Genomic DNA, 24,986 nt, shown 5'->3' with positions numbered 1-24,986 from the left:
GGGGGGAGGGTACAAATTTATTTTAAACCCGTTTTTTTTAAAAGTAGCTTTGTGCATGGGTTTACAAGCACAAGCCGGAAAAGGGGTGATGTTAAGGAAATATTTCCTCTACCCGTTGAATGTGCAGGGCTGGAGAAACAGGGAACGGCTTTCCGGTCACTGTTCCGGGGCGTACCCGCGGTTTTGGGGGACTGCCGGGCCCGGGGTGGTGGTCGAAAGCGGCCGGAAAAAACTGAACAGAGGACGAGAAAGATATGATCATCGCCTTCTTACCAGAAAGAAGTAGAGGAGTGAGGGTTTATGAGCATTTACCTGGCCGTAGCGGGAATGTCGGTAAACGTCTTCCTGATCATGGGCCTGGGGGCTCTGGTGGGCGTGTTGTCCGGTCTGTTTGGGGTGGGCGGCGGTTTTCTTTTGACACCGCTTTTAATGATGGTGGGCATTCCACCGGCTGTGGCCGCCGCCTCCGACTCCAACCAGATTGTGGCTGCTTCCTGTTCCGGGGCCATAGCCCATAAACGTTTGGGCAACGTGGATATGAAAATGGGCATCACCTTTCTTATCGGAGGGATCATGGGTGGCACTGTGGGCGCCCAGCTGGTGAAGGTCCTGCGCGGGTTCGGCAACTATGATTTTGCCGTCAAGCTCATTTACGTGGTGGTCCTGGCTCTCATTGGCGGATTTATGTTTATTGAAAGCTTAAACGCACTGCGCGGGAAGGTAAAAGTATCTGACCCGGCCAAACCATCGAAATTCAAGCGATTTTTGGCTTCCCTGCCACTGCAGACCGATTTTCCGGTGAGCGGCATCAGGGCTTACATCATCTTTGTGGTGGGTTTGGGTTTTCTGGTAGGATTGCTGGCCGCCCTGATGGGTGTGGGGGGTGGATTCATTACCGTACCGGCCATGATCTATCTGCTGGGTATGCCCACCATGGCTGCCATAGGTACGGATCTGTTTCAGATAGTTTTCACCAGCATGAATGTGACCTTCCAGCAGGCCATAACCAACCATACCGTGGATGTGGTGCTGGCCGTCCTGCTCTTTTGCGGTTCCACCATCGGCGCCCAGATTGGCGCCCGGTTCAGCAAGCGGTTTAAGGGAGAGCAGCTGCGGGTGTTGCTGTCCCTCATCGTTTTGATGGTGATGGTAAAAATGTTTGTTGATCTGGTTACCGTGCCCGTCAGTTTCATCGGTTTAACCACGGGGGGAGGGGGGCACTGATGAAAAATAAACTTTTGGTTTTCTTGCTGGTGGCAATGCTGTTGCTTCCGGGAGCCCCTCTCGCCCTGGCCCAATCCCTGACCGTGAACACCAATCCGTCCACGGTGGAAGTGGGGCTGAACTTTGCGGGCGAAACGGTGAAAATTTCCGGTCAGGTGCCGGAAGGAAGCCGGGTATTTATAAAGGTGCTTTCTCCTGAAAGGACCGTGGGGTTGAGCAAGAAGGGGAAAAAAGGCGGTATCTTTTACATGACAGTGGAAACAGTTAATGTAAAGGGAATGCCCGGAATGTATAAAGTGCTGGGTAGTGACCGGATAACCAGCTTGACTCCGGAGTTGCAGCGGGCCATGGGCATTGACAGCGAATATTCTTATATTCGGGGCAATGCCCAGGTTGTGCGAAAGCATGACGAGAAAAGTGTCGTCCTGCCCCCTGCAGAAGCGAAGGAATATCTGGACGGGCTGGTGCGACTCAACACCCAGCGGGGCCTTTACAGCATGTCTGAAAATGCTGTTATGGTCAGGGGCAACCAGTACGAAGCCACTTTGGCCATTCCTCCGGAAGTCCCCCGGGGAGATAGTCAAATTACCGTTTATGCGGTGAAGGACGGTCGGGTGGTGGCCACGGCCAGCCGGGTTCTGCCGGTGGTGAATGTGGGATTGGTACGTTCCCTGGGTGGCATGGCTCAGGTTAACGCTGTGGCCTATGGGGTGTTGTGCATTGCCGTTGCCCTTACGGCCGGTATCGTCATTGCCGGGTTGTTCAAGCTGATCAACAAGTACCTTTTTAAGGACGAGGGCGTTAGCGCACACCACTAACCGTTTCCCTGAACTGCCGGAGATTCTGCCTGCACTGGAAGGAGCGGAAAGCGTCTGCCTCCGGGTGCCGGTAATGGGTTGTTAGCGGCACCCGGAGCACAGCATCCGACCTGACCGGGCCATATCCCGTTATGCCACCCCTTCGCATGAGGAAAATCTGTTAAGGAGCGAGGGAGATGACTGACAGAGAGTTCCTGAAAGTATTCCGGCAGCAAAAGGAAGCCTTTTTAAAAGACTTTGAAAAAGGGACCCATCATTTACGGTCGGCGCCGGTGACCAGTGCAGGTGGTGATTATAAAAAGGTGCTGGACTGGTTCGAACGCTGGCTCAGGGAAGAAAGGGTGAACACAGGCAGTTTTGAGGTTGGGACCCGGGAACCGGCCAGGTCCTTTGATCAGTTTATGGATGAAGTGCTGGCCGTTGCCCGGGAAAAGCTGGGCGACAAAAATATCAACATAACTTATAGCCTGCCCGGTCAGCGGCTGGGGATTAGTGAATCCTGGAAATGTATAAAGGCCTTTGGTTCCCGGGACATATACTATCGTATCGGGCGCACCCGCCCCCGCAAGGGTCCCCGCCGCGGGGAAGACTTGCTGGTTATTGACCTGGTTATGGACGGATATAAAAAGCAGGTCTTTTTGCCTTTACTGGCCCAAAAAGAGGCCATTGAACGGGAACTGGGCGAAACCCTGGAAAGGGAACCGCCCAAGGTGGAAACCACGGGAAAATATCGCTTGAAACTGCTGCTACCCTTTCAAGTGGTTTTACGGAACGATGTGCATTTTGTCGCTGAAAAACTGGCCGACTTCATCGCCGTGACCAAACCGGTGCTCAACGGTCTGGGTGTGATGTGAAGGCTAACGTTGCTGGGGCCGCGGCTTTACCGGTCTGGTCCCCAACCGTTCCCGCAGGTGGTTCCAATAGGAGCCGAGAACCACGCACGTGCAGGCCAGCATAAGGGCACCCAGAAAAAATAAGGCGCCCGGACTGTATTCACCCAATCCTCTGATTGTCAGGGCTATTATGGTCAGGAGGCACATAATGGCCGTTAAACGGCGCTGGAAGAGGAAATTTATTGCGGCCGGAAGAAGTTGCCCAGTGCGCTGACCGAGAATTGTGCCGGCCATCAATAGTAACACTGCTACAATTTCTGTCCGCCCGGCCAAACTGAAGGTAAGCACCGAGGACCCTGCTGCAAACATCCACATAAGGCGATCCGTGGCCAGCGCCACCAGGCGGGGGGCACCCAGGTAACGGGTTAAAAGGATGTTTCCCGCCAACCCGGCCCCCAGGCCCAAAAACCCGCAAATAAATCCGCTGCACAACCCGACCCGCAGGATATCTCCCAGTGAGACAAAGTCAATAAAGTGTTCGCTGTCAAACCCCGGGCGCCCGCCAAATGGCCAGGAAGGGGACGGAAAGCGGGTGCCATACCATCTCCGCGGACGTAGTGGCCAGTAAAAAATGAAGATACCCAGGAAGAGCAGGCCATAGGCTGTATATAGAACAGGAATGGCCAGGTTCAGGCGGGCCAGGCCCATTAGAGACAGCGAACCGGCTGCCGCCCCCACCAGGGCAAACAGACCCAGGGCCAAACCGAGCCTGCGGTGAGCGTACGTGAGGGGAGTGGAATCAAAAAGCACGGCGGCAGAGCGACCGAAAGCCGAGGTAAGGGTGGTGCTGACGGCGAAGGTGCTGGGGAAGCCGAACAGGGTGAGTGCCGGCACCGTCAACATCTGGGCGGCCCGGCCGAGGCTTCCCCAGAGCAGGCCAATGCCCGTTCCCAGCAGGAACAGGGCGTGAAAGTTAACAAACACATCAGCCAGGGGCAGATACAGCACTTGAGTTCCCCCCTTCGAAAATGGTTGTTGGTGTAGCTACTCCTGACCTTCTTTGCGAGCGGGAAAGATGGTCAGTGTTTCCAGGGCGATGCCCACTGCCGTGGACAACAGTATGGTCAGGAGAGCAAACAGATAGGGATGGGTGCAGTAGAGAGCAAGCAGGTAATCATTGCTGCCTTCGAACATACCCTTTCCCTCCCTATGAAAATAGATTTTCATGCTTTATGGAGGGAACCAATGTTCCCATGGGCAACTCCTTAAATTAAGCTGGTCCCGGTATTAGGTAGCCCGGCATTTATTGATACAAGGTAGCTTCGCAATACGCCCCACCACCTCCCGTAGAGGAAAACACGTGCATGTGATAACAAGCACATACTTTACTAGTGGTATATTATCACAATCTTTCCTGTAGTGCAAGAGGTTCTGCCATAAAATTTGTGACTGACATCACAATACCCTGGTGGGAATAATTGTCACCATGATGTTCTTACCACTGAGGAGCAATCTTTTTTTCAGCGGGAATGCCACTGCAAAAGGCGGAAGAAAATGTCTGTTTGTGTTGCGGGACATGGCAGGAACCCCCTTGCGAAAGAACATAATTGTTTAAAGCCTGCCGGTATTATGCCTTTGTAATATTGTTATACTACGGCGTTTGGCCCGCGGGTAGGCTTCGGCTCCTAAAAGCAGTTTTTTTCCGCTGAGCACCGCCGTGGCAAAGGCGAAAGTTTCACAAAATGGCTTGTGGCCGTCCATTCGATATTAAAAAAGTTATTTCCTGCAAGAAGACTTATTTCCATCCCCCTGCAGGAATTACAAACGGCTAAGGCGAAATAAGACAGGAAGGACTAAAGTAAGACTATTTTTTGTTTTAATGAAACTGAAGAGGGGAAAATTTATTTTCATCTGTTAAAGGGGGAATATGGACAAATGAGTTTGCTTTTGCCGCCATGTACGGCTGCCTGCCCCGTTTATACGGATGTCCGTGGTTACCTGGCTGCCATAGCCCGGGGAGATTACCGGGAGGCGGAGCGCCTGATCCGGGCTACCAATCCCTTTGCTGCCGTATGCGCCTGGGTTTGTCCCCATCCCTGTGAAGAACGCTGCCGCCGGGGGCAGGTGGAGGAACCTCTGGCGGTGCGGGCGCTGAAGCGGTTCGCTCTGGAGAAAGCCGGTGGGAGAAACGGGTTTTCCCGGCCATCCCCGTCCGGGCACAGCGGTGTTTCCCACAAGGTGGCCGTTGTGGGGGCGGGGCCGGCGGGCTTGACCGCCGCTTATGATCTGGCCACGCGCGGCTATCTGGTAACGGTTTTTGAACGCTGGCCGGAAGCGGGGGGGCACTTATATGCCTCCCTGCCCACTTATCGTTTACCCAGACATGTGGTCAGGCAGGATGTGGCCCGGATCAAGGCCGCCGGGGTGGAAATACGTACGGGAGTAGAAATAGGAAAGGATCTGGGTTTATCCGAACTCAAAGAAAAATTCGATGCGGTGATCCTGGCGGTGGGTTTATCCTCCAGCCGGTGCCTGAACCTGCCCGGTTTTGAACATCCGCAGGGGGTTCTGCCGGCCCTGCCTTTTCTGCAGGGAGCCAACCTGGGGCGTCCCCATGCTGTGGCCCGCCGGGTAATTGTCATCGGTGGCGGGGATGTGGCCATGGATGTGGCCAGGGTGGCCCTGCGCCTGGGGGCAAGGGAAGTACGGGTGGTTTGCCTGGAATTCCGGGAAATCATGCCCGCCCATAGCTGGGAAATCCAGGAGGCCCTGGAGGAGGGGGTGGAACTGTGGCCGGGATGGGGGCCGGTGCGGGTTTTGCTGGAAGGGGACCGGATTCAGGGCCTGGCCGTCAAAGGGGTGGTTTCGGTTTTTGATGAAAAGGGTCGTTTCAATCCCCGTTTTGACGAGTCCAGGACGGCGGTGGTGCCCGGTGAGATGATCATTCAGGCCATCGGACAGTGTGCCGATTTGACCTGTCTCGACGGCAGCGCGGTGGCGGTAAATGAGCGGGGACAGCTCCTGGTGGATGGTGACAGGATGACCACCAGTGAGCCCGGTATATTTGCCTGCGGCGAAGTGGCCACCGGTCCCGGCCCGGCCGTGAATGCCGTGGCCAGCGGCCACCGGGCGGCCGCCGCTGTCTGTGCCTATCTGGAGGGGGAAAGGATTTCCGCCACCCGGCCGCCGGTAATTCCCGATTTGCCCCAATGGATCAGGCCGCAGCTACCATCCCTGCCCCGGCAGGAGGTGCCGGTACTGCCGGTGGAGGAAAGGCGCAGTTCATTTGTACCCGTGGAATCGGGTTTTACCCAAACCAGGGCTTTGCGGGAGGCGGAACGCTGTCTGCGCTGCGGCCTGGGGGCCGTGGTGAATACGGAGCGCTGTGTGGCCTGTTTGACCTGCCGCCGGGTATGCCCCTACGGCGTACCGGTGGTGGAGGGGCGGGCCAGCATCGGGGCCGACGCCTGCCAGGGATGCGGCATCTGTGCCACCGCCTGCCCGGCGGGGGCCATTGAAATCACCGGCTTACCGGCGGAAAAGGTAAACGCCCTTCTGGCTGGTGTCGCTGCCGCAGGGGATGCTCCGGGAAACGTTCCAGGCCGTGTTTCCGGCGGACCGGATGCCGGTAACGTGGCGGACTGCCACGGGCCCGCGGCTTCCGGGATGGAGTCCCCCGCAGGAGCCGCCGATCCTCCCCTGGCCGTCTTTGTCTGCCAGCGGGCACACTTTCTGGGACTGCCTCCCGGCTTTACATCCCTGGCTTCCGGCATGGGCCGGGCAAAGGTGATTACCCTGCCCACGGCCGGAGCGCTGGATCCGGTCTGGTTGCTCAGGGCTCTGGAAGGGGGAGCCCGGGGGGTGGCGGTGATTACCTGTGGAGATGAGCAATGCCGTCACGCCGGCGGTGCGGCCCGGGTAAAGGGACAGTTAAAGCGCTTCCGGAATTTGCTGTCGGATCTGGGTTATGACCCTGTGTGTCTGCAATGGCACACCCTCGGCGTAGACGGTGATCCCCTGGCCTGGCTCAGTGCTTTTGCCCGGAGGGTGGCACAGGTAGATAAAGCCTGAATTCGCTGCCGGCGCCGGCATGGCTTTCCACTTCCACGCGGCCGCCATGGTTTTCGATAATGCGGTAGGATACGGTAAGTCCCAGACCGGTGCCGGCGTCTTTGGTGGTAAAAAAAGGTGTCCCCAGGCGTTTTAGCACCTCCGGACTCATGCCGGTGCCCGTATCCCGTACCACCACTTTGATTTCCCCGCTGTCCGGCAGGTAGTGGGTGGCCAGGGTGAGGGTTTTCTTTTCCCGTCCTTCCATGGCCTGCAGGGCGTTATGGATCAAATTGAGCAGCACCTGTTTGAGCTGGTCCGGTTCCCCCGGAATGACCGGCAGAGCCGGGTCCTGGCACCGGACCAGATCCACTTCCGTGAGCAGGCACTGGCTTTCAATTAGAGGCAGCAGATCATTGAGTAGCTGGTTCAAATCCACCAGTTCTCCCCGGGGGGATCGGGGACGGGCCAGCAGGAGAAAATCCCGGATGATTTCATTGGTGCGGTCTATTTCCCGGATGATGATATTCAGGTATTCTTTATTTTTTTCGTCAGCCAGCCGTTCACCCAGGAGTTGGGCGAAGCCCTTTACCGAAGTCAGGGGATTGCGCAACTCATGGGCCATGCCTGCTGCCATCTGACCCACCACAGCCAGCTTTTCCCGGTTGTGGTCCAGATCCTGCTGATGGCGCAACTGGGTGATATCATGGAATACGGTGACCGCCCCGCTGATCCGGCCGTTTTTCTCCCGTAAGACATCGGCACTGGTGAGCAGGATATAGTTTTTCCCCTGAAAGTTCCATTGTTCTTCCACCGGACCCACCGGTGCCCCTTTTTGCAACGCCTGGAGGGGTACCAGTTTTTCCGGGGCCACCTTCGGGAACAGATCGGTCAGGGAACGCCCGATGGCGTGGGAGGCTTCTATACCGGTAATCTGCTCGGCGCTGCGGTTGAACATGGTCACCTTTCCCGAGGCATCCACGGCGATTACGCCGCCCAGCATCTGCTCCAGAATGGTGGCGGCTGTTTGTTTCAAGTTATCATATTTCACTTCCGCGCTTATATCCATAACGTAGATAATGGTTCCTTCCCTGGTATCCCCCCGCATCAGGGGGGTGGTATCCAGCGTAACGTGGATTAACTGACCGTTTTTCCCCGTTATATTTAACTGCTTGCCCGGTACGGGAAATCCAGGGTTCCTTTCGGTGGTCCCGGTTTCCATCATCTTTGCCTGGAGTAGCCCCAATAATTCGGATAGATCCTTCCCCTCCACTTCATTTCCCGTATATCCCACCAAACTTTCCCAGGCCCGGTTGACAAAGCTGATCTTCATATGGTTATCCGCGGTCATGATGGCCAGGGGGGTGCTGTTCAATACGCTGGTGACGAATTCTTTCATCTGGATTTCCCTGATTATTTCCTCCTGGGCCAGCCTTTGCCCCTGGCGGACGCGGTAGTACTTGAACATGCTGAAACCCAACAAACCGGCCAGCAAAAGGAGCATTACGTTGTGCAGGGCCATGGAGAAAACCAGTTTGGTGACCAGTTCCGGCCGGGTGGTGAAAGGTTCCATATTCAGATGTTTAAAAAAAAGCGAATTTTCGTATACGGCAAAATAGAGCAGTATCAGGGCAACCGGCACGGCCACCAGTAAAAGACGCCAGTTTTTAGCCGACATTAATTTATGACACCCCCGTAGCTTAAGGCGGAAATAAATCTCACCAGGCGCTGTTACCGGCGCTCCACATTATCGTTCGCTCTGGACCCGGCACTCAATGGCATACCAGGTCTTAGTAAAACCAGTGGTATCAATTAATAAACCTGAAACACCAGGAGTAAAGTAATATTCTGGTGATTGCTGGACCGCGCCTTTCCCGGTTGGGTGAACTTTTGTCGAAGGAAAGATGCCGTCAACTGCAAATTAATTCAACGCTTACAACCTTTTCCCTGCTTCGGTGTGTAAAACTTTTCCTTGTACCGGCCCCGTACCCGCCTTGCACCGGGTGTGGTTTTGTGTTAGAATACATCCTGGTGTGAATACACACGCCGCTTGATTTCTACAAAGGTGCCCCCCGCGGGCTTTGTGGAAAGATGAGGGCGGCGGCGGAAAAAACCGGAAGGAGGTGGCTTGGATGGCGATTATTTCCATGAAGCAGTTGCTGGAGGCCGGCGTGCACTTCGGGCACCAGACCCGGCGATGGAACCCCAAAATGGCCCCCTATATTTTCACCGACCGCAACGGGATCTATATTATCGACCTGCAGAAAACCGTTCGCAAGGTGGAAGAAGCTTACAACTTCGTTAAAAACCTGGTCGCTGAAGGGGGGACCATCCTCTTTGTGGGCACCAAAAAGCAGGCGCAGGAGTCGGTAAAGGAAGAGGCGGAGCGCTGTAACATGTTTTATGTCAACCAGCGCTGGCTGGGTGGCATGCTTACCAATTTCCAGACCATTCGCCGGCGGATTGATCGCCTCCACGAGCTGGAGCGCATGGAAGCCAGCGGCACCATGGATGTCCTGCCCAAAAAGGAAGTTGCCGAGCTTTTGCACGAAAAGGAAAGGCTGCAAAAGTTTCTGGGGGGCATCAAGGACATGCGCAAGCTGCCGGGAGCGCTATTTGTAATTGATCCTCGCAAGGAGCGCATTGCGGTGGCCGAGGCCCGGAAACTGCACATTCCCATAGTAGCCATCGTGGATACCAACTGCGATCCCGATGAAATCGATTATGTTATTCCGGGTAACGATGACGCCATCCGGGCGGTGCGGCTGCTGACCAGCAAGATTGCCGATGCCGTCCTGGAAGGCAGGCAGGGAGAGCAGCTGGCTGTGGCCGAATAACCGGAGAAAAAGGGTAGGGGGCCCCGCAAGAACCATTCCTTACGGGTAACCCCTGCTTTTTTCTATTACGGGGAACTTTTCCTGTTTGACCAGCGGTAATTGTGGATATATTATATTAGAAAAGTCTGGGATTGCAGGAATCGTTGAGGAATTCCGGCATGGGAACAGTTTGTCTTTTAATTAAGGAATGGAAATCGCTTGAACAATTTTTAATTTGCCCGGCCCTCACCGGCACCGGGCTGTCGTTAAAGTCAAATTGTTATGGATTTGCCGGGGTTATTTTGCAGCTGTTTTTTACCGGTGAATGCCGGTCTACTTAATGCGACGTCCGATATCTGAAGACCGACGACCATCTTAAGGGGGTATACATATGGCCGAAGTAACAGCGGCAATGGTTAAAGAACTGCGGGAACGTACCGGAGCCGGAATGATGGACTGCAAAAGGGCGCTGACCGAGACCGGCGGCGATATGGAAAAGGCGGTGGATTTTTTACGGGAAAAGGGTTTGGCTGCTGCCGCCAAAAAAGCCGGACGCATCACCACCGAAGGCGTGGTAGATGCCTATATCCACGGCGGGGGACGCATTGGCGTGCTGGTGGAAGTGAACTGCGAAACCGACTTTGTGGCCAAGACCGATGAGTTCCGCCTGTTTGTGCGGGACATAGCCATGCAGATAGCGGCCTCTCGTCCGGAGTACGTGCGCCGGGAAGATGTGCCGGAGGATGTTATTGCCCGGGAACGGGAAGTGCTCACTGCCCAGGCCCGGAACGAAGGCAAGCCGGAAAAGATCATCCAAAAAATGGTGGAGGGGCGGCTGGAGAAGTTTTATAAAGAGGTATGTCTTTTGGAACAGCCATTTATTAAAGACCCCGATATTACGGTACAGCAATTGTTGACCGAAAAAATCGCCAAAATAGGTGAAAATATATCCGTTCGCCGTTTTGTCCGCTATGAACTGGGCGAAGGGCTGGCCAGGCGACAGGACGACTTTGCAGCCGAAGTTATGGCGGCCAGCCAGAAGAGTTGACTGCTTTTTAAAATTTCCCGCCTGGGAAGAGGAATTTTACCGGCATTGTAGAATAAAACTGGGGAGACTGGAGGTCAAAACCGGTGACGCAAACTCCCAGGTATAAACGGGTGGTGCTGAAATTAAGCGGTGAAGCCCTGGCCGGATCCCAGGGTTACGGCATAGACCCCGATGTGGTTAAATCCATTGCCGTGCAGATTGATGAACTGACGGGCATGGGCGTACAGCTGGCCGTAGTGGTGGGCGGTGGGAACATCTGGCGGGGCGTGGCCGGTAGCGCCAAGGGGATGGACCGGGCCACGGCCGATTATATGGGAATGCTGGCCACGGTCATTAATTCCCTGGCCCTGCAGGACGCCCTGGAAAAACAGGGGGTGGATACCCGGGTGCAGACGGCCATAGAGATGCGGGAAGTGGCCGAGCCCTATATCCGCCGCCGGGCCATCCGTCATCTGGAAAAGGGACGGGTGGTGATTTTCGCCGCCGGCACGGGTAATCCCTACTTTTCCACCGATACCACGGCCGCCTTGAGAGCGGCTGAAATAGAAGCCGATGTTATCCTGATGGCCAAAAGGGTGAACGGGGTTTACGATTCGGATCCCATGAAGAATCCCGGTGCCCGCCGCTTCGATCGCCTGACATACATTGAGCTGTTGAACCGGGGACTGGCGGTGATGGATGCCACGGCCACCTCTTTGTGCATGGATAATCGCATTCCCCTGGTGGTCTTTAATCTTAACCGGGAGGGTAACATAAAAAAGGCCGTCCTGGGCGAAAATGTGGGCACATATGTCGGAGGTGATTACAATGGCTAATCCGCACCTTACCGAGGCGGAAAAAAATATGCAAAAAACCGTGGAAGTGGTCCGGAAGGAATTTGCCAGCCTGCGGGCCGGCCGGGCCACCCCGGCTCTGCTGGACAAGGTGATGGTGAACTACTACGGTACCCCCACACCGGTGAACCAGCTGGCCACCGTTTCGGTGCCCGAGGCACGCCTGCTGGTGATTCAGCCGTGGGATAAGTCCGTATTGCCGGAAATCGAACGGGCCATCTTGAAGTCCGATCTGGGTATTACTCCTTCCAGTGACGGTTCGGTTATCCGCCTGGCCATTCCGCAGCTTACCCAGGAAAGGCGGGCGGAACTGGTTAAAGTAATTAAGAAAAAAGCGGAAGAGGGACGGGTGGCCATTCGTAATATCCGCCGGGATGTAAACGATGCGGTTAAGCAGCAGCAGAAAAACGGGGAGATTTCGGAAGATGAATTGAGACGCCACCAGGATGAAATTCAGAAGCTGACCGATAAATATATCAAGGAAATAGATCAGCTGGTCAGCAACAAGGAACAGGAGATCATGCAGATTTGATGAATAAGGATGTTTCACGGGTGCCGGATGTGCTGGCCCTGGAACTTTCCGAAGCCCTGGATATCTGTGCCGCCCTGAACTGGCATGTGGAAGTGTGTACCACGGCACCGCCCCGGGATAATCCGGGGGGACCGCTACGGGTAGTCCGCATTACCGTTGCCGCTCCCGAAAAGGCAGTGTTAACAGTGGCACGGGAAAACCAGGGAAAGGAGGTGTGAAGGTGGCCTATCGTATTACCGATGAATGTTTGGCCTGCGGGACCTGTGCCGAATCCTGTCCCAATGAAGCCATCGTTGAGGGTGATATTTACCGTATTGACCCCGACAAGTGTGAGAACTGCGGCACATGCATTGATGCCTGCCCTACCGGAGCCATTATTGAAGAGTAATGGACAAAACCCCCTCATTTCCGGAGGGGGTTGTTTAGTAATATAATTATAGCGGGGCCGGTTTAAGGAGGTGTACCTGTGCTCAAAAGCCTGGTTCGTAGTTTCTGGGGGGGCGGTTCAAGGCAGGCCCAGGAAGAGGAGATGCTGAAGGCCCGCCTGGACTTACACCGTTTGCCCCGTCATGTGGCCATTATAATGGATGGCAACGGTCGCTGGGCGCAGCGGCGGGGTTTGCCCAGGACTTATGGTCACCGGGCCGGGGTGGAGTCCCTGCGGGAAGTTGTCCGCGCCTGCGCCGAGCTGGGCATCGGTTATTTAACCGTGTATGCCTTTTCCACGGAAAACTGGAAGCGTCCCAGGGATGAGGTGGATATTCTCATGAACTTGCTGGTGGAATACCTGCACCGGGAAATTGACGAACTTTGTGCCAACGATATCCGTATTCATCCCATTGGACGCCTTCAGGAACTGCCGGTTTCCGCCCGGGAAGCCCTGGAGGCGGCCTGTCTGCGGACCAGGAACAACCACAGGCTGGTATTGAACCTGGCTCTGAATTACGGGGGGCGCACCGAACTGGTGGATGCCGTGCGCACCATAGCCCAGAAGGTGGCCCGGGGTGTTCTTTCCCCCGGGGACATTGACGAATCCACCATTGATGGGCACCTGTACACCGCCGGCCAGCCCGATCCCGATTTATTGATCCGGCCGGCCGGGGATTACCGGGTGAGCAACTTTCTTTTATGGCAGCTTTCTTATACGGAATTCTGGATGACCACCGTTATGTGGCCCGATTTTCGACGCGTTCACCTTTTGCAGGCCCTGGTGGATTATCAGCGGCGGGAACGGCGTTTTGGTGGCCTGGTTAGAGGTGACAGAAGTTGCTCAGGCACCGGATCTTAAGTGCCCTGGTGGGCATCCCCCTGATTATTGTCGCCGTATGGCACGGGAGCCTGCCCCTTTTCATATTGACCGGTTTGTTGATGATCCTGGCGTCCATGGAAATAGTGGCCATTTTTCAAAGGATCAGGCTCTACCTGCCCCTCTGGTTATCCCTGGTGAGCAGTCTTTTACTGCTTATCCTGACATACATATACAGGGATGCCGTCTGGGGGGTGGCGGCGGTGCCCCTGTTGTTTCTAATTCTTTTGACCATGGTTCTGCAATATCCCGGTTTCACACCGGTGGAGGGTGCTGTGACCCTGCTGTCCACCTTTTATGTGGGATTGTTTGTTTTTCTCTATCTGTTGCGACTGTTGTCCGACGGGTGGATCTGGTTGATCTTTACCCTGGTGGGTACCTGGTCCAGTGACACCCTGGCCTATTTTATCGGGCGGCGGTGGGGAAGGCATCAGCTGGTTCCGGTTTTAAGTCCCGGCAAAACCGTGGAAGGCGCCCTGGGAGGTATTGCCGGCAGCCTGGGTGCCGCTGCCGTTTTTTCCTTTATCTATCCCTTTATCCCCCGCGGGTCGCTGCTTTTCCTGGGTTTATTGCTGGGGGTGGCCGCCCTGCTGGGGGATCTGGTGGAATCGGCCTTTAAGCGGCAGGCCGGGGTAAAGGATGCCGGGGATATCATCCCCGGTCACGGAGGTATCCTCGACCGTTTCGACAGTATGTTGTTTACCGCCCCTCTGGTATATTATTACGTAGGAAGGTTTATAATAAGTTGAGGTGACCCCGGTGCCCAAGTCCCTGCGGGTAGCCCTGATCATTACAACAATTTTACTGTTTTATCTGGCCTGGAAGTACGTTGTACCGGAAGTTCTGCATGTTTTACATTTTCTGCTGGTTGTGCTTACTCCATTTATCATGGCGGTAATCATTGCCGTCTTAATGGAGCCGCTGGTGCGGTTTCTAAATTATCGTTGCCGGTTGAACCGCTCCTTTGCCGTCGCTGTGTCCATGCTGGTGTTTATCGGCGGGATAGGGGCATTGCTGGCTTTTTTGAGCCTGCACCTGGCGGGGGAGTTAAGTGATCTTTCCGTACGTTTACCCCAGTACATGGGCCCTTTACAGGACTCCATTAACCAGCTGGTGGAAAGGGGCCGGTTTTTTTACTTCCAGTTGCCGCCGGTGGTTACCGGGCGGATCCAGGAGAACATGGGCACCGTTACCGGCTGGCTTTCCCGCACGGCCGGTTCTCTGGCCGGCTCTTTATTGCATATGGTTACCTCCCTTCCCAATGCGGTGACGGCTATTGTGGTGGCGCTGGTGGCTACTTTTTTCGTCAGCCGGGACCATCCTCTGATAGTCCAGTTGTGGCTGAAAACGGTACCGCCGCCCTGGGGTGGCCGGGTGGTGGAGGTAAGCCGGGAGGTGATGGGCGCTTCCCTGGGTTATTTGCGCGCCCAGTCCTTTCTGGTTACTTTGACCACATTGCAAAGTATCGTTGGTTTGTATCTCATCGGCGCCAAATATTCCCTGACCATTGGTTTGTTGATTGGATTCTTTGATATTATTCCGGTGCTGGGACCGGCTACCGTTTATGTGCCCTGGGCCATCTGGTGCCTGTTTACCGGCAATATTGGTTTTGGGATCAAGCTGTTGTTTTTATACCTGCTGGTATGGGGAGTAAGGCAGGTGCTGGAAGCCCGGGTGGTGGCGGCCAATCTGGGGTTGCACCCCCTGGCCGTTCTGGTGGCCATGTATGCCGGGTTGAAGCTCGTCGGCGTCCTTGGCCTGGTTCTGGGTCCTTTGACCCTCATTGCCCTGCTGGCGGCAATGAAAACCCGTACACCGGTTAACCCGGGCAAATAATAGCGAAAGATGTGGTTTGATGAAAGAAATAGCTATTCTGGGCAGTACCGGGTCCATTGGGCGGCAGGCGCTGGATGTAATCCGGGAGTTTCCCGGAGACCTGCGGGTGGCCGGTTTGAGTGCCGGCCGGAACTGGCCCCTTTTGCTGCAGCAGATTAAGGAATTCCATCCCCGGGTGGTAGCGGTGGCCGGAGAAGGGGAAGCCCGGGAGCTGAAAAAACACCTTTCCGGTACCGGGGGACCGGAAATATTCTGGGGTGAAGACGGGCTGGTACAGGTGGCTGCCTCTTCCGGCGCCCGGGTAGTATTAACGGCCATAACGGGTACCGCAGGGTTGATGCCGACGGTGGCGGCACTGCGCAAAGGTCTTTCCATTGCCCTGGCCAACAAGGAAACCCTGGTGGCGGCCGGGGCGCTGGTGATGGAACTGGCCAGGTCGACGGGGGCGGACATTTTTCCCGTGGACAGTGAACATTCGGCCATCTGGCAGTGCCTGGACGGCCACCGGGAAAATGCCGTGAACAGGATTATGCTTACCGCTTCGGGCGGTCCCTTTCGCCGGGAACCGGCGGATTTGTCCGCCGTAACGGTGGAGCAGGCCCTGGCCCATCCCAATTGGACCATGGGCCGCAAGATTACCATCGATTCGGCCACGTTGATGAACAAAGGCCTGGAGGTTCTGGAAGCCCGGTGGCTTTTCGGGGTTGATCTGGACCGGATTGAGGTGGTCATTCATCCCCAGAGCATCATCCATTCCATGGTGGAATTTGTGGATGGTTCGGTACTGGCCCAGATGGGTCCGCCGGACATGCGCCTGCCCATTCAGTACGCCCTGTCCTATCCCCGGCGCTGGTCCAACCGGCTGCCCCGGGTGAACTGGTATAGTTTAAAAGGTTTAACCTTTGAACCTCCGGACACCCGGCGGTTTCCCTGTCTGGGCCTGGCCTACGCCGCCGGGCGGGCCGGGGGAACCATGCCGGCGGTGCTGAACGCGGCCAACGAGGTGGCGGTGGAGGCCTTTTTGAACGGGGAGATTGGTTTTACCGGTATCTCCCGGGTGGTGGAGGCGGTTATGGACGAACACCGGGTTGTTTCCCGGCCCGATCTGGAAGAAATTCTTTTTGCCGACGGCTGGGCCCGGGAAAAGGCCCGGGAAATTATAAGAAGGTGATGTCATGCAGACATTCTGGGCGTCCATAGTGGTTTTTGGTTTGCTCATCCTTTTTCACGAACTGGGACATTTTCTGGTGGCCAAGCGGGTGGGCATCAAAGTGCACGAGTTCAGCATCGGTTTCGGACCAAAACTGATTGGCCTGATCCGGGGGGAAACGGTTTACAACCTGCGCCTGTTGCCCCTGGGGGGGTATGTGCGCATGGCCGGCATGGATCCGGCGGAAGAGGTGGACGACGAGGAGCGCAGCTTTCAGAAAAAGCCCGTCTACCAGCGGGCGGCGGTGATTGCCGCCGGCCCGGCGATGAATTTCCTGCTGGCCGCCCTGTTGCTGGCCGTCATCTTTATAACCCAGGGAGTGCCCACTCCCACCACTACCATTGGCAAACTGGTTCCGGGTCAGCCGGCGGAAAAGGCCGGGGTGCTGCCCGGCGACCGGGTGGTGGCCATCAATGATCAGCCCGTGGACACCTGGGAGCAATTAAGTCACCTGGTGAATACCCATCCAGGCCAATCCCTCACCCTGACCGTGGTCCGGGCCGGAAAGGAAAGGAAAATCCACCTGTTGACGGTGGCGGATCCCCAGGGTATGGGAAAAATTGGGATATATCCCGCCCAGGAACTGCGCCGGCTGAATCCCTTCAGCGCCCTGGGCCGGGGTGTGGAGTATACCGTGCGCATCAGTGTGCTCATTCTGGACTTTATCGGGAAAATGATCACCGGTCAGGCACCCGCCGAACTGGGGGGTCCGGTACGAATTGTACAGGAGATCAATACCGCCGTTAAAATGGGTCTCTTTTACCTCATACAGCTGGCCGCCTTTTTGAGTATAAACCTGGGTCTGTTTAATCTGTTACCCGTTCCGGCCTTAGACGGCAGCCGCATTCTTTTCCTGGTGGTGGAAGGCTTAAGGGGCCGGCCGGTGGATCCCGCCAAGGAAAACTTTATCCACCTGATTGGTTTCGGTTTGTTGTTACTGTTGATTGTGGTCATTACTTACAAGGACATAGTACAGCTAATGTAAGCCGGATAGTATCTGCTGACTGACGGCCGTTTCAAAGGGGAGTTTCCCGTGCAGAGAAGAAAAACCCGTGCCGTTTTTGTGGGTGGGGTGCAGGTGGGAGGCGACGCGCCGGTATCGGTGCAGTCCATGACCAATACCGATACCCGGGACGTGCCGGCCACCGTGGCCCAGATTAAAAGACTGGCCCGGGCCGGCTGCGAAATCGTGCGGGTGGCCGTGCCCGACGCCCGGGCGGCCGGTGCCCTGGAAAAGATCAAGGGGCAAAGCCCCATTCCCATCATTGCCGATATACATTTCGACCACCGGCTGGCCCTGGATGCCCTGGCGGCCGGGGTGGATGGGCTCCGGATCAACCCCGGCAATATCGGCGGTCCGGACCGGGTGGCCCGGGTGGTGGAGGCCGCCCGGTCCAGGAAGGTGCCCATACGCATTGGTGTCAACGCCGGATCCCTGGAAAAGGATTTGCTGGCCAGATACGGCGGTCCCACGGCCCGGGCCATGGTGGACAGCGCTTTAAGACACATACGCCTCCTGGAAGAGATGGACTACCGGGAAATCAAAGTTTCCCTGAAAGCCTCGGATGTGCCTCTGATGATGGAAGCCTACCGGCTGCTGGCCGCCGAGGTGGATTATCCCTTTCATGTGGGGGTTACGGAAGCCGGCACGGTTCGCTCGGGAACCATCAAGTCGGCCGTGGGCATCGGCGCGCTGCTGGCCCAGGGCATCGGTGACACCATCCGGGTTTCCCTTACCGGCGACCCGGTGGAAGAAGTACGGGTGGGCTATGAAATTTTAAAAGCCCTGGGATTGCGCCGGCGGGGCATTGAATTGATTTCCTGTCCCACCTGCGGCCGGACACAGGTGGATCTGGAAAATATAGCGCTCATGGTGGAGGACCGGCTGCAGTGGGTGGAGAAACCATTAAAGGTGGCTGTTATGGGGTGTGCTGTAAACGGTCCCGGGGAAGCCGCCCACGCCGACGTGGGCATTGCCTGCGGGAAGGGCGGCGGCCTCCTTTTCCGGAGCGGCCTGGTGGTTAGCCGGGTGCCGGAAGCCGGTCTGGTGGATGCCCTGGTACGGGAAGTGGAAAAGATGGTATCGGAATAACATTTTACGATAACCCGGCGCTCACAACCCGATAACCGGTGTCTGACGGCCGACGACTTTTTACGAAGGGGGATCAGTGTTGGTGAGGGTCAGTCAGTTGCTCATACCTACTTTAAGGGAAGTGCCGGCTGAAGCAGAGGTGATCAGCCACCAGCTGCTGCTGCGGGCCGGATTTATCCGCAAGGCCGCGGCCGGGGTTTATACCTTCCTGCCCCTGGCCTGGCGGGTGATCAGGAAAATCGAACAAATTGTGCGGGAAGAAATGGACCGCCAGGGCGGTCAGGAGATCATGATGCCCATCATCCAGCCGGCGGAACTCTGGCAGGAATCGGGGCGCTGGGATGTCTACGGCCCGGAACTGTTTCGTTTGAAGGACCGGCACGGCCGGGATTTCTGCCTGGGACCCACCCATGAGGAAATCATTACCTCCCTGGTACGGGGCGAGGTGCGGTCATACCGCCAGTTGCCCCTTTTGCTCTACCAGATCCAGAACAAGTACCGGGATGAGCGCCGTCCCCGTTTCGGGCTCATGCGGGGCCGCGAGTTCATCATGAAAGATCTGTACTCCTTTGACCGGGATGAAGCCGGGCTGGACGTGAGCTATGGAAAAATGTACGAGGCCTATACCAGGGTCTTTCAGCGGTGCGGGCTCAAATTCCGCCCGGTGGAAGCCGATTCCGGGGCCATCGGCGGCAACGACACCCATGAATTCATGGTGCTGGCCGAATCGGGAGAGGCCCTGGTGGTTTTCTGTCCGGGTGATGCCTGTGGTTACGCCGCCAATGTGGAGCGAGCCGCCGCCACACCCCCCGGGGACACGGGTATCGATGAAGAGCCCCGTCCTGCAGAGCAGGTGCACACCCCGGGTATACATACGGTGGAACAGGTTACAGCATATCTGGGTGTGGATGCCCGGCGGCTGATTAAAACCCTGCTTTACCGGACGGAAAAGGGTACAGTGGCCGTACTGGTCCGGGGTGACCGGGAGGTAAACGAGATAAAGTTGCAGAAGGCTCTTGATGTTCTTTCCCTGGAACTGGCCGACGCTCCCGCCGTGGAGCGGATTAGCGGTGCCCGGGTGGGATATGCCGGTCCGGTGGGTCTAACCGGTGTGAAGCTGGTGGCCGATCCGGAAGTGATGGGGCTGGTGAACGCGGTGGCCGGTGCCAACAGGGACGATACCCATCTGATTAACGTCAATCCCGGGCGGGATTTTATTCCCGATCTGGTGGTGGATGTGCGTCTGGTGCGGGCGGGGGACCCCTGTCCCCATTGCGGCACGCCCCTGCAGGAAGCCCGCGGAATAGAAGTGGGGCAGATTTTTAAACTGGGTGACAAGTACAGCCGGGCTCTGGGAGCCACCTATCTGGACGAAAACGGGCAGAACCATCCCGTCATTATGGGCTGTTATGGTATTGGTATCACCCGAACCATGGCTGCGGCCATTGAGCAAAACCACGACGAAGATGGGATCATCTGGCCGGTATCCATCGCACCCTTTCACGCGGTAGTCATTCCGGTGAATCATAAGGACGAGCGTCATATGCAAATGGCCGAAAATGTTTACCGGGATCTGGCCGGCGGCGGGGTGGAGGTGGTCCTGGACGACCGCCCCGAACGTCCGGGGGTGAAATTCAAAGATGCCGACCTGATCGGTTATCCTTTGCGCATTACCATCGGCAACCAGACAGTAGAAACCGGTGCAGTGGAGGTACGCCGCCGGGCCACCCGGGAAACCGGTCTGGTTCCCCGGGACCGGTTGGTGGGCCATGTGCGGCAAATTCTTTTCGAGAGCTAGAGGGGATGGTTATGGCTGTCCTGGAACGGGTAGTCATCCTGTCTGTTTCCGCCGGCATGGGCCATATGCGCGCGGCAGCAGCCATAAAAGCTGCCATCCAGCAACAGAATCCCCTGGCCGAAGTGACCATTCTGGACACCTTTCGCTATACCAGCCCTCTTTTGGAAAAGGTGATTCTGGGCACCTATATGGAAATGCTCAAAATCACTCCGGTGGTTTACGGTTACCTTTACCGCCGGGCCGAAAAGGGGCAGCCCCTGTCGGAATTTGCCAAACAGGAGTTCAACCGCATATTGAACAAGCTCACGGCGCCCAGGCTGGTCAAGTTTTTACAGCAGAGCCGTCCCCAGCTGGTTGTCTGCACCCATCCTTTTCCCGTGGGTATTCTGGACCGTTTAAGAAGCCAGGGGATCTTCCGGGTGCCGGTTTGCGCCACCATTACCGATTTTACCGTCCATCCCTTCTGGGTATTTCCGGAGGTGGACGCCTATGTGGTGGCCACAGAGGACTTGCGCCGGCAATTTATGGAGTATGATTTTCCCGTGGAGCGGGTTCACGCCACTGGTATTCCCATTGATCCCTCCTTTGCCCGGCCGGTGGACTGCGTACAGGTGCAGCAGATGCTGGAACTGGATGCGGACCGTCCTACCGTGCTGGTGATGGGGGGCGGACTGGGCATGGGGCCGCTGGCGGAGGCTGTACATTACCTGGGCAATGGTCCCGTACCCTGCCAGTTGCTGGTGGTGACCGGTCAAAACGAACAACTGCGCCACCGGATACAGCACATGGCTGAAAACAGCCGCCATCCGGTACGGGTTTTTGGATTCGTGCATAACATTCCGGAACTGATGTCCGTGGCCCATTTGATGGTGGGCAAGGCCGGCGGGTTGACCTGTGCGGAAGCCATGTCCAGAGGCCTGCCCATGATTATAGCCGATCCCCTGCCCGGACAGGAGGAACGCAACACCGAATATCTCTGCCGGGCCGGCGCCGCCGTCCAGGTATCCCGGGTTCAGGATCTGGGCCGGGAGGTGGCCGCCTGTCTGGAAAACAAAAGTCGTCTTTTGTCCATGTCGGCGGCCGCCGCCCGTTTGGGCCGGCCCCACGCAGCCCGGGATGCGGTGGACCTGATGTATGCCATGCTGCAGTCTTTTCGTTTCACTGGAAGCCCGGAAGGGGTAAGGGGCTTGACCGGGCGTTTCTGACGGGGGCGGTGCCATGCTTACCGAAAAGGAAATTATTCTCAGGCTGGCCCTGTCGGTATTGCTGGGGGGAATGATCGGTCTGGAGCGGGAAAGGTTGTACGTGACCATCCGGACCTATTCGGCCGGTTTTCGCACCCATATCCTGGTTTGCGTGGGCGCCGCCCTGGCCATGGTTGTTTCCGAAGGCCTGCATTACGAGTTTAAGGGCGATGCCGCCCGGGTGGCGGCCCAGGTGGTCAGCGGCATTGGTTTCCTGGGGGCCGGTGCCATCTTAAGGGAAGGCCCCCTGGTACGCGGACTGACCACGGCGGCCAGCCTGTGGGTGGTGGCCTGCATCGGTCTGGCGGCCGGGGGAGGATTTTACCTGGCGGCCACCCTGGGTACCGTGCTGGTCCTCTTTGCCCTGGTAATCCTGGGCGCCCTGGAGGATTATGTGCGCCAGCGCCGTATCCATGACGTGTTAAGCATGGTTATAGGCAGTCAGCCGCAATATATCCACCAGGTGGGCGAATTTTTAAAGGAATCGGGACTGATTATTAAAAATATTGAAGTGGCCAAGATGGCTGATGACGAGGAGCGCCAGTTGCTGGAGATCACCGTACAGTTTCCGCCCAACACCAGCCGGGTACAGATCCTGAACAAGCTGGTGTCCCTGCCGGGAGTATACCGGGTGGAACACCGGCAGGGCTGATTCAGGAATCGAAGGAATATGCGTTTTAATTCAGCCCTTGCCAGTATTTTTTTTCTATGGTATACTATCCTATGGTTTTTGTGGCCAAGTGTTTGATGTCCTGCAGGAGTGGGTAATCCCCACTCTTTCGTCTTATAATATACCGTAAAATACCGGAAAATTTTTTGACGTTAAATCAGGGAGGAAACGCCTGTGGTTAAAAACAGGGTGGCGGCAACTGTGGAAGAACTGGCTGTTCCGGTGGTATCCGGGCTGGGATTGGAGCTGGTGGATGTGGAATATGTCATGGAAGGAGGACAATGGTTTTTACGCCTTTTTATCGACAAGCCGGGTGGAGTGACGCTGGATGATTGCCAGTGGGTGTCCGAGAGGTTGGACAAAATTCTGGACGAGGCCGATCCCATACCCCATTCCTACCGCCTGGAAGTTTCTTCCCCGGGGATTGAGCGCCCTTTAAAAAAACCGGGCGATTTCCAACGCTTCCGGGGACGGCTGGTTCGTCTGACTACCTTCGCCCCCCTTGACGGCCAGAAAAGGTTTACCGGGCGCCTGCTGGGGATGCGGGAGGACAGCGTGCTTCTGGCAAAGGACGGTGGCGGGGAGTGGTCCATTCCCCTGGCCCAGGTGGCATCGGCCCGGCTGGTGGCGGAATTTTAGTTGTCTTTTCAGGAGGCAGGCAAGATGAACACCGAATTTTTGACGGCCCTTAGGGATCTGGAAAAAGAAAAGGGCATTGCGGCGGATATACTCTTTGAGGCCATCGAGGCGGCTTTGCTTTCTGCTTACCGGCGCAATTTTGGTTCCCTGCAGAACGCCCGGGTGGTAATCGATCGCCAGACTGGAGATTTCAAAGTTTATTCCCAGCGCACTGTGGTGGAGGAGGTGACTGATCCCCGGGTGGAGATCTCCCTGGCCGAGGCGCGGGAAATCGATCCCCGCTATGAAGTGGGGGATGTGGTGGAAAACGAGGTTACACCCCGCAATTTCGGTCGCATTGCCGCCCAGACGGCCAAACAGGTGGTGGTTCAGCGTATCCGGGAAGCGGAACGCAACATAGTCTATGAAGAGTACGCCAACCGGGAAGGGGATATCATTACCGGTGTTATCCAGCGGGTGGAAAACAAGAATGTCTTCATTGAACTGGGCAAAACGGAAGCCATATTGACTCCGGTGGAGCAAATGCCCGGCGAGGAATACCGCCCCGGTACCAGGATTAAGACCTATGTGGTGGAAGTGCGCAAAACCACCAGGGGGCCGCAAATACTGGTCTCCCGTACCCACCCGGGGCTGGTGAAGCGGTTGTTTGAAATGGAAGTGCCGGAATTGCAGGAAGGCGTGGTGGAGTTGAAGGCCATAGCCCGGGAGGCCGGCTATCGTTCGAAAATGGCCGTTTATTCCAGGGATGAAAATGTGGATCCGGTGGGCGCCTGTGTGGGCCCCAAAGGCATGCGGGTGCAGTCCGTGGTCAACGAGCTTAACGGGGAAAAGATTGATATTATTAAATGGAACCCCGATCCTTCCAAATATGTGGCCGCTTCTTTAAGCCCGGCCAAGGTGGTGGCCGTGGAAATATGGGAGGAGGAGAAGATTGCCCGGGTGATTGTTCCCGATCACCAGCTGTCCCTGGCCATCGGCAAGGAAGGTCAAAATGCCCGTCTGGCAGCCAAGCTAACGGGATGGAAAATCGATATCAAGAGTGAATCCCAGATGCAGGAGATCTATGCCCAGGAGTACAGCCAGTATTATGGTGATGGCGCCGCTGGCGAACGGGCGGATGATGATCTGGTAGCTGATATGAATGATGACCTGACCGGTGCCATGCCCTGCGAAGGGGATCTGGATAAATAATAAAAAGAAAAGTAATGAAGCAAATTTAATCTGCCCAGCACTCACGGATACCATGATTTTACTCAAGCCCAATGGCACGAAAGAAATAAAATGCACTCAAAAGCCCCTTTATACCGGTGAGTGCCGGGCCGCTTAAATCCAACAAGCAACGATTAACGTCCGATGTTTACTGAGGGAGGGGCCCTAAATGCCCAGGGTGAAAAAAATACCCCAGCGAATGTGTGTGGGCTGCCAGCAGATGAAACCGAAAAAGGAATTAATCCGGGTGGTGCGCACTCCGGAGGATAAGATTGAGATTGATCCTACGGGTAAGCGTTCAGGCCGGGGAGCCTATATTTGCCCTCAGAAGGAATGTTTGCAAAAGGCGGTGAAGGGCAGGCGACTGGAAAGGGCGCTGCACCGTCCCGTGGCGCCGGAGGTTATCCAGTCCCTGTTTGAAGGATTGAAGGAATAATGGATGAACGGATAAAACAAATGCTCTTTCTGGCCAGGCGGGCGGGGGGGATTGTGGCCGGCGACAAGATGGTGCGTCGGGCCATCGAGCGGGGCCGTGCCCGGCTGGTGGTGGTGGCCCGTGATGCTTCGGCCCACACCCAAAGGACTTTCCTGTTTTTCAGCCGCCGGACCGGGGTACCCGTGGTTAACTTCGGTTCCAAAGACCAGCTGGGGCAGGTGTTCAACCGTTCCTCCTGTGCCGTGGCGGCCATTACCGATGAAAACTTCTCCCGGGGCATCCTGGGAATTATGCAAAGGGGAGATTAGTCGTTGGTTTTGGTGGTTGGCGACGAAGCCGCTGACCTTGCATCAACCCCGGTACTGACGACTAACTGCCAGCCACCAATTTGG

The 24,986-nt window shown here is 56.4% G+C and carries 26 protein-coding genes; 23 read left to right on the top strand and 3 right to left on the bottom strand.

All coding sequences use genetic code 11. The features are described from left to right. Window positions 1-300 precede the first annotated feature (300 nt). The 3 genes from GFC01_RS09565 (at window position 301) to GFC01_RS09555 (ending at window position 2,896) form a co-directional block, all read left to right on the top strand. Window positions 301-1,224, top strand: coding sequence for a sulfite exporter TauE/SafE family protein (locus GFC01_RS09565; RefSeq protein WP_152946614.1), 924 nt, complete (start codon window positions 301-303; stop codon window positions 1,222-1,224). Further along, a complete protein-coding gene (locus GFC01_RS09560; RefSeq protein ID WP_152946612.1) occupies window positions 1,224-2,042 on the top strand; it encodes a TIGR02186 family protein in 819 nt (272 codons plus the stop codon). Before GFC01_RS09565 ends, GFC01_RS09560 begins: the two co-directional genes overlap by 1 nt. Window positions 2,043-2,218: 176 nt before the next feature. After that, complete coding sequence (locus GFC01_RS09555) at window positions 2,219-2,896, top strand: hypothetical protein (RefSeq protein WP_152946610.1); 678 nt, start codon at window positions 2,219-2,221, stop codon at window positions 2,894-2,896. Between the two features lie 3 nt (window positions 2,897-2,899). Here the strand turns inward: GFC01_RS09555 and GFC01_RS09550 are convergent, their stop codons facing one another. Then, window positions 2,900-3,883, bottom strand: coding sequence for a TSUP family transporter (locus tag GFC01_RS09550; RefSeq protein WP_152946609.1), 984 nt, complete (start codon window positions 3,881-3,883; stop codon window positions 2,900-2,902). A gap of 36 nt (window positions 3,884-3,919) precedes the next feature. Further along, on the bottom strand, window positions 3,920-4,069 hold the full coding sequence (locus tag GFC01_RS09545; RefSeq protein ID WP_152946608.1) for a hypothetical protein: 150 nt from the start codon (window positions 4,067-4,069) through the stop codon (window positions 3,920-3,922). A gap of 741 nt (window positions 4,070-4,810) precedes the next feature. Between GFC01_RS09545 and GFC01_RS09540 the strand changes: the two genes are divergently transcribed. Beyond that, window positions 4,811-6,946: an FAD-dependent oxidoreductase gene (locus GFC01_RS09540; protein WP_152946607.1), complete on the top strand. Its 2,136-nt coding sequence runs from the start codon at window positions 4,811-4,813 to the stop codon at window positions 6,944-6,946. Here the strand turns inward: GFC01_RS09540 and GFC01_RS09535 are convergent. Then, window positions 6,903-8,603 carry a PAS domain-containing sensor histidine kinase gene (locus GFC01_RS09535; protein WP_152946606.1) on the bottom strand — a complete coding sequence of 567 codons (1,701 nt, stop codon included), beginning with the start codon at window positions 8,601-8,603 and terminating at the stop codon, window positions 6,903-6,905. The two genes, GFC01_RS09540 and GFC01_RS09535, sit on opposite strands and share 44 nt — an antisense overlap. 454 nt (window positions 8,604-9,057) lie before the next feature. On the opposite strand from GFC01_RS09535, the gene rpsB reads away from it, so the two are divergent. The 19 genes from rpsB to GFC01_RS09440 all read left to right on the top strand — a co-directional run bounded on the left by rpsB (window position 9,058) and on the right by GFC01_RS09440 (window position 24,902). Next, window positions 9,058-9,762, top strand: coding sequence for a 30S ribosomal protein S2 (rpsB, locus tag GFC01_RS09530; RefSeq protein ID WP_152946604.1), 705 nt, complete (start codon window positions 9,058-9,060; stop codon window positions 9,760-9,762). 370 nt (window positions 9,763-10,132) lie between these two features. Continuing rightward, the gene (gene tsf, locus GFC01_RS09525; protein WP_152946602.1) at window positions 10,133-10,789 is read left to right on the top strand and encodes a translation elongation factor Ts; all 657 of its coding nucleotides are present in this window, start codon (window positions 10,133-10,135) and stop codon (window positions 10,787-10,789) included. An 83-nt stretch (window positions 10,790-10,872) separates the two neighbouring features. Next, window positions 10,873-11,604, top strand: a complete 732-nt coding sequence (gene pyrH / locus GFC01_RS09520; protein ID WP_341473876.1) for a UMP kinase — start codon at window positions 10,873-10,875, stop codon at window positions 11,602-11,604. After that, complete coding sequence (frr, locus tag GFC01_RS09515) at window positions 11,597-12,154, top strand: ribosome recycling factor (RefSeq protein ID WP_152946600.1); 558 nt, start codon at window positions 11,597-11,599, stop codon at window positions 12,152-12,154. The genes pyrH and frr overlap by 8 nt, the downstream gene beginning before the upstream one ends. Then, a complete protein-coding gene (locus GFC01_RS09510; RefSeq protein ID WP_152946599.1) occupies window positions 12,151-12,372 on the top strand; it encodes a hypothetical protein in 222 nt (73 codons plus the stop codon). Before frr ends, GFC01_RS09510 begins: the two co-directional genes overlap by 4 nt. Window positions 12,373-12,374: 2 nt before the next feature. After that, window positions 12,375-12,542, top strand: a complete 168-nt coding sequence (locus GFC01_RS09505; protein ID WP_341473875.1) for a DUF362 domain-containing protein — start codon at window positions 12,375-12,377, stop codon at window positions 12,540-12,542. Between the two features lie 78 nt (window positions 12,543-12,620). After that, window positions 12,621-13,442 carry an isoprenyl transferase gene (locus GFC01_RS09500; RefSeq protein WP_341473874.1) on the top strand — a complete coding sequence of 274 codons (822 nt, stop codon included), beginning with the start codon at window positions 12,621-12,623 and terminating at the stop codon, window positions 13,440-13,442. Further along, on the top strand, window positions 13,421-14,209 hold the full coding sequence (locus tag GFC01_RS09495; RefSeq protein ID WP_152946597.1) for a phosphatidate cytidylyltransferase: 789 nt from the start codon (window positions 13,421-13,423) through the stop codon (window positions 14,207-14,209). The genes GFC01_RS09500 and GFC01_RS09495 overlap by 22 nt, the downstream gene beginning before the upstream one ends. A gap of 10 nt (window positions 14,210-14,219) precedes the next feature. Then, window positions 14,220-15,296 carry a sporulation integral membrane protein YtvI gene (ytvI, locus tag GFC01_RS09490; RefSeq protein ID WP_341473873.1) on the top strand — a complete coding sequence of 359 codons (1,077 nt, stop codon included), beginning with the start codon at window positions 14,220-14,222 and terminating at the stop codon, window positions 15,294-15,296. 19 nt (window positions 15,297-15,315) lie between these two features. Continuing rightward, window positions 15,316-16,467 (top strand): 1-deoxy-D-xylulose-5-phosphate reductoisomerase, encoded by a 1,152-nt coding sequence (locus tag GFC01_RS09485; protein ID WP_152946595.1) that lies wholly within the window; start codon window positions 15,316-15,318, stop codon window positions 16,465-16,467. Window positions 16,468-16,471: 4 nt separating this feature from the next. Beyond that, window positions 16,472-17,491 (top strand): RIP metalloprotease RseP, encoded by a 1,020-nt coding sequence (rseP, locus tag GFC01_RS09480; protein WP_152946593.1) that lies wholly within the window; start codon window positions 16,472-16,474, stop codon window positions 17,489-17,491. A gap of 48 nt (window positions 17,492-17,539) precedes the next feature. Continuing rightward, entirely contained in the window at window positions 17,540-18,598 is a 1,059-nt protein-coding gene (ispG, locus tag GFC01_RS09475; protein WP_341473872.1) for a flavodoxin-dependent (E)-4-hydroxy-3-methylbut-2-enyl-diphosphate synthase, read from the top strand. 82 nt (window positions 18,599-18,680) lie between these two features. After that, the gene (locus tag GFC01_RS09470) at window positions 18,681-20,396 is read left to right on the top strand and encodes a proline--tRNA ligase (protein ID WP_341473877.1); all 1,716 of its coding nucleotides are present in this window, start codon (window positions 18,681-18,683) and stop codon (window positions 20,394-20,396) included. Between the two features lie 11 nt (window positions 20,397-20,407). Continuing rightward, the gene (locus tag GFC01_RS09465; protein ID WP_152946587.1) at window positions 20,408-21,601 is read left to right on the top strand and encodes an MGDG synthase family glycosyltransferase; all 1,194 of its coding nucleotides are present in this window, start codon (window positions 20,408-20,410) and stop codon (window positions 21,599-21,601) included. A gap of 13 nt (window positions 21,602-21,614) precedes the next feature. After that, on the top strand, window positions 21,615-22,292 hold the full coding sequence (locus GFC01_RS09460; RefSeq protein WP_152946585.1) for an MgtC/SapB family protein: 678 nt from the start codon (window positions 21,615-21,617) through the stop codon (window positions 22,290-22,292). Between the two features lie 192 nt (window positions 22,293-22,484). After that, window positions 22,485-22,949 carry a ribosome maturation factor RimP gene (locus GFC01_RS09455; RefSeq protein ID WP_341473871.1) on the top strand — a complete coding sequence of 155 codons (465 nt, stop codon included), beginning with the start codon at window positions 22,485-22,487 and terminating at the stop codon, window positions 22,947-22,949. A gap of 24 nt (window positions 22,950-22,973) precedes the next feature. Beyond that, window positions 22,974-24,140, top strand: a complete 1,167-nt coding sequence (gene nusA, locus GFC01_RS09450; RefSeq protein WP_152946583.1) for a transcription termination factor NusA — start codon at window positions 22,974-22,976, stop codon at window positions 24,138-24,140. A gap of 187 nt (window positions 24,141-24,327) precedes the next feature. Continuing rightward, entirely contained in the window at window positions 24,328-24,594 is a 267-nt protein-coding gene (rnpM, locus tag GFC01_RS09445; protein WP_152946581.1) for an RNase P modulator RnpM, read from the top strand. Next, the gene (locus GFC01_RS09440) at window positions 24,594-24,902 is read left to right on the top strand and encodes a L7Ae/L30e/S12e/Gadd45 family ribosomal protein (protein ID WP_152946579.1); all 309 of its coding nucleotides are present in this window, start codon (window positions 24,594-24,596) and stop codon (window positions 24,900-24,902) included. Before rnpM ends, GFC01_RS09440 begins: the two co-directional genes overlap by 1 nt. Window positions 24,903-24,986 lie beyond the last annotated feature (84 nt).

Origin of the sequence: Desulfofundulus thermobenzoicus (assembly GCF_009428905.1) — a bacterium.
GTDB classification, from domain to species: domain Bacteria; phylum Bacillota; class Desulfotomaculia; order Desulfotomaculales; family Desulfovirgulaceae; genus Desulfofundulus_A; species Desulfofundulus_A thermobenzoicus.
The sequence above is the reverse complement of the archived record's forward strand: the minus strand, read 5'-3'. Positions and strand labels throughout refer to the sequence as shown.